Origin of the sequence: Pseudomonas syringae pv. cilantro (assembly GCF_001293775.1) — a bacterium.
Classification (GTDB): domain Bacteria; phylum Pseudomonadota; class Gammaproteobacteria; order Pseudomonadales; family Pseudomonadaceae; genus Aquipseudomonas; species Aquipseudomonas syringae_P.
In genome coordinates this window covers 1-6892 of record NZ_LGLN01000014.1, presented here as the reverse complement: position 1 = coordinate 6892, position 6892 = coordinate 1, and the positions used below count along the sequence as shown (strand labels likewise).

Here is a 6892-nt window from a genome sequence, read left to right as displayed (position 1 = left end):
CAAACATCACTGACACCGCAGAACCGCTGTGTGACGCAGAGCGTCACGAACTGCATGCCGACGCGGAGCGTTGAGCACGAGAGTCATCATCTGCTTGAACATGTGGCTAACGACGCTCTACTGCCCACGCAAGGCCTTGCCTCAACGATCAAGCTTGCGCTCTTCCTCCTCCGGCATCTTCCTGAAATACGTCGCCAGCAACGCACCGGAGATATTGTGCCAGACACTGAACAGCGCACTTGGTACCGCCGCCAGCGGCGAGAAGTGCGCGCTGGCCAATGCCGCGCCCAGGCCGGAGTTCTGCATGCCGACTTCCAGCGCCAGCGACTTGCGTTGCGCCAGTGGCAGCTTGAACACCTTGCCTGTGAAATAACCCAGCAGAAAACCGAACGTGTTGTGCAGGATGACCACTGCCATGATCAGCAAGCCCGACTCGGCGATTTTCGCCTGGCTGGCGGCGACCACGGCGCAGACAATCATCACGATACTGACCACTGAAACCAGCGGCAGTACGTCCACCGCGTAACTGACTCGCGCACCAAGCAAGCGTTGGGCAACCACGCCAAGCACGATGGGCAGCATGACCAGTTGCAGGATCGACCAGAACATATCCAGAAAGGACACTGGCAGCCACGCGGACGCCAGCAGCCAGATCAGCGTCGGGGTCAGCAACGGAGCGAGCAGGGTAGTGACCGCAGCAATCGCCACGGCGAGTGCCAGATCACCCTTGGCCAGCCACGCCATGACATTCGATGAGGTGCCGCTCGGGCAACATCCGACCAGAATCACCCCGACCGCGATTTCCGGCGGTAGCTGAAACACCTGACACAGCAGCCACGCCACGCCGGGCATGATGACAAAGTGCGCGATCACGCCCAGTGCCACGCGCCACGGGTTGCGTGCCACTTCAGAGAAATCTTCGAGCTTCAGGGTCAGGCCCATGCCGAACATGACCAGCCCCAGCAGCGGCACGATCCAGCCTTTCAGGCCGATGAAGGCCTGCGGGAACATGAATGCAAGGATGGCGAACAGCAGCACCCAATAAGCAAAAGTATTACCGACAAACCGACTCAAGGCAGCCAAGGCACGCATGGTCTGTTCCTTATTGTAAAAAGCAGGTGTTAAGTGAATGCGCCGTCTGAGAAGACGGCGCGGTGTTGCAGGCAGCGGGTAGGGGGATCAGATCCCCTGCGGGATTTCTTCGCCGCCCAGCGCGTCGAACAGCTCCGGCAGGAACTCGCCGAAGGTCAGCATCATCAGCGTGAAGCTGGCGTCCAGCTGGCCCAGTGCTTCTTCGCCACCGTCCTGTTCGGCCTGATCCTGCAACAGATCTTCGAACTTCAGGCGTTTGACGACCATCTTGTCGTCCAGCACGAACGACAGTTTGTCTTGCCAGGCCAGCGACAGTTGGGTGACGACCTTGCCGGTGTTCAGGTGCAGCTGGATTTCGTCGCTGGTCAGGTCCTGACGTTTGCAACGCACGATGCCGCCTTCTTCGTGGGTGTCGCGCAATTCGCACTCGTCCAGCACGAAGAAGTTGTCGGCCGCTTTCTGGGTCTTGACCCAGTCGGTCATGGTCGCGCTCGGCGAAACCTTGACCGTCAGCGGACGCACCGGCAGCGAGCCGATCACTTCGCGCAGCGTCGATAACAGGTCTTCGGCCCGTTTCGGGCTGGACGCGTTGACCAGAATCAGGCCCTGTTTCGGCGCGATGGCAGCGAAGGTGGCCGAGCGGCGAATAAACGCGCGCGGCAGGAAAGCCTGGATGATTTCATCCTTGAGCTGATCGCGTTCCTTCTTGTAGACCTTGCGCATTTGCTCGGCTTCGATCTCGTCGACCTTTTCCTTGAGCGCGTCACGCACGACGCTGCCCGGCAGAATGCGTTCTTCCTTGCGTGCGGCGATCAGCATGAAGTCCTGGCTGATGTGTACCAATGGAGCGTCTTCACCCTTGCCGAAAGGCGCGACGAAACCATAGGTGGCCACCTCCTGGCTGGCACAGGCGCGAGCCGGTTTGGTCGCCAGTGCTGTCTCCAGCGCTTCGGCATCAAAAGGCACGTCCTGGGTCAGGCGATAGACAAGCAGGTTTTTGAACCACATGAGGTGAATCTCTCTTTCTATACAAAGGCGGGCATTATTCGCTCCTCAGCCGCTGCGGCCAACCCTGCACAGAGCGTTTGTAAGCCTTTGGAAGGATTATAAAAATTATTTAAAAAATCGCTTGCCAGACTACAGGTCGCTCCGTAGAATGCGCGCCACACCGAGAGTGAAGGGTGATTAGCTCAGCTGGGNAACTCCTTGAAGCAAACAGAAAGCCCGCCCAGTGCGGGCTTTTTGCTGTCTGGCGTTTGAGAATGAGTGGCTCACCGCAGAGCCGCGTGGTCCGCGCAACGATCCATAGCCAGGTAATAACCAAGTAGGACTTCTTACTTCCCGATGTAAGTTATTTCCGTATTTATTGAAATTATAGAATCATTCTTTATTTGATCCGCTTAACCCCTTGATTTCTCTTTCTTGCTGGTATTAGCTGAGTTTGTTGATTGAGAACACACCTCGGCCTAAAGGTCGAGTGCTCAACTACCAGACTTTTTAATGATCGCCTTATTGCAGCGGTCTATACTGCCTATTCAAGTAAAGAGAATTATATGAAAAATTGTTTTAAGCTGTTCGCAGGCGTTACGGCAATGGCGCTGTCAGTCAGTGCTTTTGCCAAACCTGCGCTGCACACCGCGACTATCGATCAGCACGGTAATATCGTTGCCCAGTCTTCGCCGTGGATCAAGTCCGTCAGCTATGCCACCCAGAAAGATTATTTCGCCACCTACAAAGTGCTCTTCAATGAAGGTCAGTTTAAAACAGCGCCTGGGTTTTGTTCGGTATCGTCCATTGATACCAGCGACCATGAACGCCTGTTCTACGGCCACGCCAAGTTGGGCGGGGCTGCCACAGCAGAGCAGGTCAATGTGCTCGGGCTTATGGTTGGAAAGCGCGGCGCCTCGGGCGATTCATCGATGAGTTTTCAATTGGCTTGCAGCAACTGATTGAATGGGCCTCGCTTTAGGTGGGGCTTTTACAGCGAACGGTGTTTCCAGTGCTGGGGTCATTTACCTACACTCTTGCCGTGTCAGGAAGCTTCGTACAGGGGTTGTCTGATCCAAAACCTGACAAGTACCGTACACAATCATTCCATCTCGAACGGAGCTGATCCCGTGATTGATCATCTGGACCATCTGGTGTTGACCACTGCTGATATCGACGCCTGCAAGGATTTCTATGTACGCATCATGGGCATGACCCCTGAGCGTTTTCGTCAGGGCCGTCTTGCGTTCGGCTTCGGCAATCAGAAGATCAATGTGCATGAGCGCGGTAAAGAGTTCGAGCCCAAGGCCCACTTGCCCGTGCCGGGGGCTCTGGACTTGTGTTTCATCGCCAGTGTTCCGCTGGAGCAGGTGATTGCGCACTTGCACGAGCAGGAGTGGCCCATTGCCGAAGGTCCGGTGGATCGCACCGGCGCCACAGGGCCGATTCGTTCGGTGTATGTGCGAGATCCTGATCTGAACCTGATCGAAATTTCCGAACTGATCGAAGCAGGCGCCTGAGTCATTCGCAGACCGGTCAGGCGCCAGTGTCGATAAAAATGCTGATTCGAGCGCAACACTCGGTTGCGCTCGAAACAGTGTATCAGCAGCCTTTGGCCGCAGATCCGGCTTTCGGCACGAATGCGCTCTTATCGCCAGGCTTGATCAGAACATACGCACGCCGCCACGGCTGGTCATCTACCAATTTCCAGCGGTGACCGGGACCAGTGGTGTCCTGCGCCAGCAATATTTCCCCAGGGTGCAACACGAAGTTTTCTCCACCGGTGGTGGAGAACTCCAGGGTGCCCGACAGGGTAATCACATACTGCTCTTCTGGCGCGGCATGCCAGTCATACGTGGAGTGGGCCGGAGTTTTCTTGAAATGTAAGGCGCTGACAGTGGTCATTGCCTTCTGGTCAATCGAGCCTTCGATGACGTGAGACAGATTGTCGGATCCTGTGCACAATCTGAAAGCTTTGATGCCCTCTGTTACAACAATGGGCGGTTTGGCGGCGTAGGCTCCGTTGACCGGCAACATGACTGCTGCAGCAATCGCAACACAGCTCGCGAGCTGACGAGTTGCCGAGAGCCTGGAGCGAAAACGATTGGTTGATGGCATAAAGCATTCCTGAACGCGACGAACTGCATGGGCCCTGATCGCCGGTCGCGGCAGCCGATTCAGGGGCTGGGCATGTTTGCCCATGCGAGAATCGAATCACATCCTGAATGCATAAAAAATTATCTTTAATTTCATGTTGATATAAGGCAGTTCGCCTCGTGACTGTCATATCTACTTATGTCATCGGGGGCCGCAAACCTCCTTAAGCTCTTGACTCAATCAGTCAGGCGCTCAAGGAGCCCCGGATGTACCCAAGGAAGATACGCAGCAAACGATCTGTTGATCACCACACTCATCCCGGCATGCCGGCGCTCAGCGCGCCGTTCGATCATCCGGACGATGCGGCGCGTTATGCGCACGAGCGAATCGGCAATCGCCGTGATCGCGAATACGGTGGCTTCATTCTGGTTCGTGAAGACGGCAAGTATGTCGCGACCGAGCCAATGAATGGCAGCCAATTCAGTTTCGACCCCAATGAAGTGTTTCCGCGCAACGAACAAAAGGGCTATGTGCTCTACCCGCAAGGGCACAACGACTATGCGATCTACCACTCTCACCCTTCACTTGAGGCCGGGCTGAGCGAGTGGCCTGAAAGTGAAAGGGGGACTTATCCGAACAGTTTTTCGGCAGGCGATATCTATGCGGTGATCGATGATCAAGAAATATGCCCGGCGAGTTATCTTTCCGGGCCTGACGGTTCCTTGATTAAATACACAGTGTCTCGTTCCGTTGCCGAGAAAAGGCTGTTCAGGCGCGTCTCTGGCCCTGCCAACTCGCCGCACATCAGTACGTTCAGTCAGGTCCATAAAGCGCTGCAGAACCTCACGCTGATGCCCAGCGATGTGGTTCGTCTACTGGCCGCCGCAGGGGATCTGGAAGTCGTGGTGTCCAGCCGCTTGTGGGGCAAGGTCGGCAAAGTGCCTGGCGACTGGCGGCCTTATCCTGATCAGGCTTTGCCGAGCCCGCCGAAAGTCTCCTCACCCACCATCTGCGAGGCCGTGTGGCCGCCGGCAGCGCTGACCCTCAGCGCGGAATTCGCCAGTGCCGATGCTGCTGCGCACTATGTGCACGACCGTATCGGTGCTCGAATCCACTCACAGATCATTGGTTTTCTGCTGTTCAACCCCGTCTCGCGAACCTACCGGGTCGCCGAGCCTATTCTGGAAGATGGCTATCCGGTCTATGCGCCGTGTTCGGTTTTCCATCCGGACGCCTATTACCGGCCAGCGTTGCCTGACGGTTACCGCATCGACGGCCTGTATTTTTCATCCGCCAATCTGGCCGCAGAAGGCGAGGGCGACGCGCCGCGCTCATTCTTCGAACCAGACGACCTGCACAAGATGTTCACGTATCGGGAAAAACCGGCAAAGCGGCCCAAAGGGTTGCCCGTTCGCTACGGGTTCGACATCTCGGCGATTTATTTCTCGGCAAGTGACGGTGCTTTGCTCGGCTACAGTCCCAGCCAGTCCGCCGAGGAGCTTCGGCTTTTGCGAGCAGTGTCTCGCGCTTATTCAGGGCCTGAGTCCATCCAGGCGCAGTTGGCAGCCGGTACGATGAGCACGGATGACTTTGTCCGCCTTGTTGCGCGAGCCGGTTACCTGCGGGTGCTGCGGACCGGTGAGCACTGGCCTGATGCAGGGGTGATCAGTCCGGTGGCCTGAACTCCTTGCAGTAAAATGGCGCGTTACACAGGCGTATCACAAACTGAACTGCAACTGAACAATCCAGTGTCGGTCCGGGAAAACCTTTGGATACCTGAACTTATCGTCTTTTTCTCTCTCTCATGCCGGTAGCCATTGATCGCGGCGGCCTGATAAGCTCGCGGCTTTACTCGTTTGCCCTTTTGGCGCATGAACAAGGAACTAGCATGAAACAGCATCGGTTGGCAGCGGCGATTGCCCTGGTCGGTCTGGTACTCGCAGGTTGTGATAAACAAGCCAGCACCGTAGAGCTGAAAACCCCGGCACAAAAAGCGTCTTATGGCATCGGTCTGAACATGGGCAAAAGCCTGGCTCAGGAAGGTATGGATGATCTGGATTCCAAGGCTGTAGCTCTGGGTATCGAAGACGCCGTCGGCAAGAAAGATCAGAAACTCAAGGACGAAGAGCTGGTAGAAGCCTTCTCTGCGCTGCAAAAGCGTTCCGAAGAGCGCCTGGCGAAGATGAGCGAAGAGGCCTCGGCAGCCGGCAAGAAATTCCTCGAAGAGAACGGCAAGAAGGACGGCGTGGTCACTACTGCCTCCGGCCTGCAGTATCAGATCATCAAGAAAGCTGACGGCGCTCAGCCAAAGCCGACTGATGTCGTGACCGTTCACTACGAAGGCAAGCTGATCGACGGCAAGGTTTTCGACAGTTCAGTTGAGCGCGGTAGCCCGATCGATCTGCCGGTTGGCGGCGTGATTCCAGGCTGGGTTGAAGGTCTGCAACTGATGCACGTAGGTGAGAAGATCAAACTCTTCATCCCTAGTGATCTGGCTTACGGCGCGCAGAGCCCGAGCCCTGCCATTCCTGCAAACTCGGTACTGGTTTTCGATCTGGAACTGCTTGGCATCAAGGACCCGGCGGCAGCGCCTGCTCCAGATGCTGACGAAGAAGAATCGGCTCCAGCGGCACCTGCTTCGGCCCCGGCCAAGAAGTAACGCAACATCTGGCTACGAAAAAAGCCCTGTCTCGACAGGGCTTTTTTTTGTCTGGTG

The 6892-nt window shown here is 56.3% G+C and carries 7 protein-coding genes; 4 read left to right on the top strand and 3 right to left on the bottom strand.

Translation table 11 applies throughout. The annotated features are described in order from the left end of the window. Nucleotides 1-141: 141 nt before the first annotated feature. Together ABJ99_RS03795 and rdgC are read right to left on the bottom strand one after the other, a co-directional pair. Nucleotides 142-1092: a bile acid:sodium symporter family protein gene (locus ABJ99_RS03795; protein ID WP_054084690.1), complete on the bottom strand. Its 951-nt coding sequence runs from the start codon at nt 1090-1092 to the stop codon at nt 142-144. Between the two features lie 87 nt (nt 1093-1179). Further along, nucleotides 1180-2100: a recombination-associated protein RdgC gene (rdgC, locus tag ABJ99_RS03790; RefSeq protein ID WP_007250258.1), complete on the bottom strand. Its 921-nt coding sequence runs from the start codon at nt 2098-2100 to the stop codon at nt 1180-1182. A gap of 545 nt (nt 2101-2645) precedes the next feature. Between rdgC and ABJ99_RS03785 the strand changes: the two genes are divergently transcribed. Then, a complete protein-coding gene (locus ABJ99_RS03785; RefSeq protein WP_054084689.1) occupies nt 2646-3041 on the top strand; it encodes a hypothetical protein in 396 nt (131 codons plus the stop codon). Between the two features lie 168 nt (nt 3042-3209). Next, nucleotides 3210-3599 (top strand): VOC family protein, encoded by a 390-nt coding sequence (locus ABJ99_RS03780; RefSeq protein ID WP_054084688.1) that lies wholly within the window; start codon nt 3210-3212, stop codon nt 3597-3599. An 82-nt stretch (nt 3600-3681) separates the two neighbouring features. Here the strand turns inward: ABJ99_RS03780 and ABJ99_RS03775 are convergent, their stop codons facing one another. Next, nucleotides 3682-4197: a cupin domain-containing protein gene (locus ABJ99_RS03775; RefSeq protein WP_054084687.1), complete on the bottom strand. Its 516-nt coding sequence runs from the start codon at nt 4195-4197 to the stop codon at nt 3682-3684. A 245-nt stretch (nt 4198-4442) separates the two neighbouring features. On the opposite strand from ABJ99_RS03775, the gene ABJ99_RS03770 reads away from it, so the two are divergent. Next, entirely contained in the window at nt 4443-5858 is a 1416-nt protein-coding gene (locus ABJ99_RS03770) for a DUF4329 domain-containing protein (protein ID WP_054084686.1), read from the top strand. 206 nt (nt 5859-6064) lie between these two features. Then, entirely contained in the window at nt 6065-6835 is a 771-nt protein-coding gene (locus ABJ99_RS03765) for an FKBP-type peptidyl-prolyl cis-trans isomerase (RefSeq protein WP_007253416.1), read from the top strand. Nucleotides 6836-6892 lie beyond the last annotated feature (57 nt).

What these genes read in the sequence shown, in the direction of transcription:
- ABJ99_RS03795 (WP_054084690.1), bottom strand. Translation starts at nt 1,092, where the DNA reads ATGCGTGCCTTGGCTGCCTTGAGTCGGTTTGTCGGTAATACTTTTGCT.
- rdgC (WP_007250258.1), bottom strand. Translation starts at nt 2,100, where the DNA reads ATGTGGTTCAAAAACCTGCTTGTCTATCGCCTGACCCAGGACGTGCCT.
- ABJ99_RS03785 (WP_054084689.1), top strand. Translation starts at nt 2,646, where the DNA reads ATGAAAAATTGTTTTAAGCTGTTCGCAGGCGTTACGGCAATGGCGCTG.
- ABJ99_RS03775 (WP_054084687.1), bottom strand. Translation starts at nt 4,197, where the DNA reads ATGCCATCAACCAATCGTTTTCGCTCCAGGCTCTCGGCAACTCGTCAG.
- ABJ99_RS03770 (WP_054084686.1), top strand. Translation starts at nt 4,443, where the DNA reads ATGTACCCAAGGAAGATACGCAGCAAACGATCTGTTGATCACCACACT.
- ABJ99_RS03765 (WP_007253416.1), top strand. Translation starts at nt 6,065, where the DNA reads ATGAAACAGCATCGGTTGGCAGCGGCGATTGCCCTGGTCGGTCTGGTA.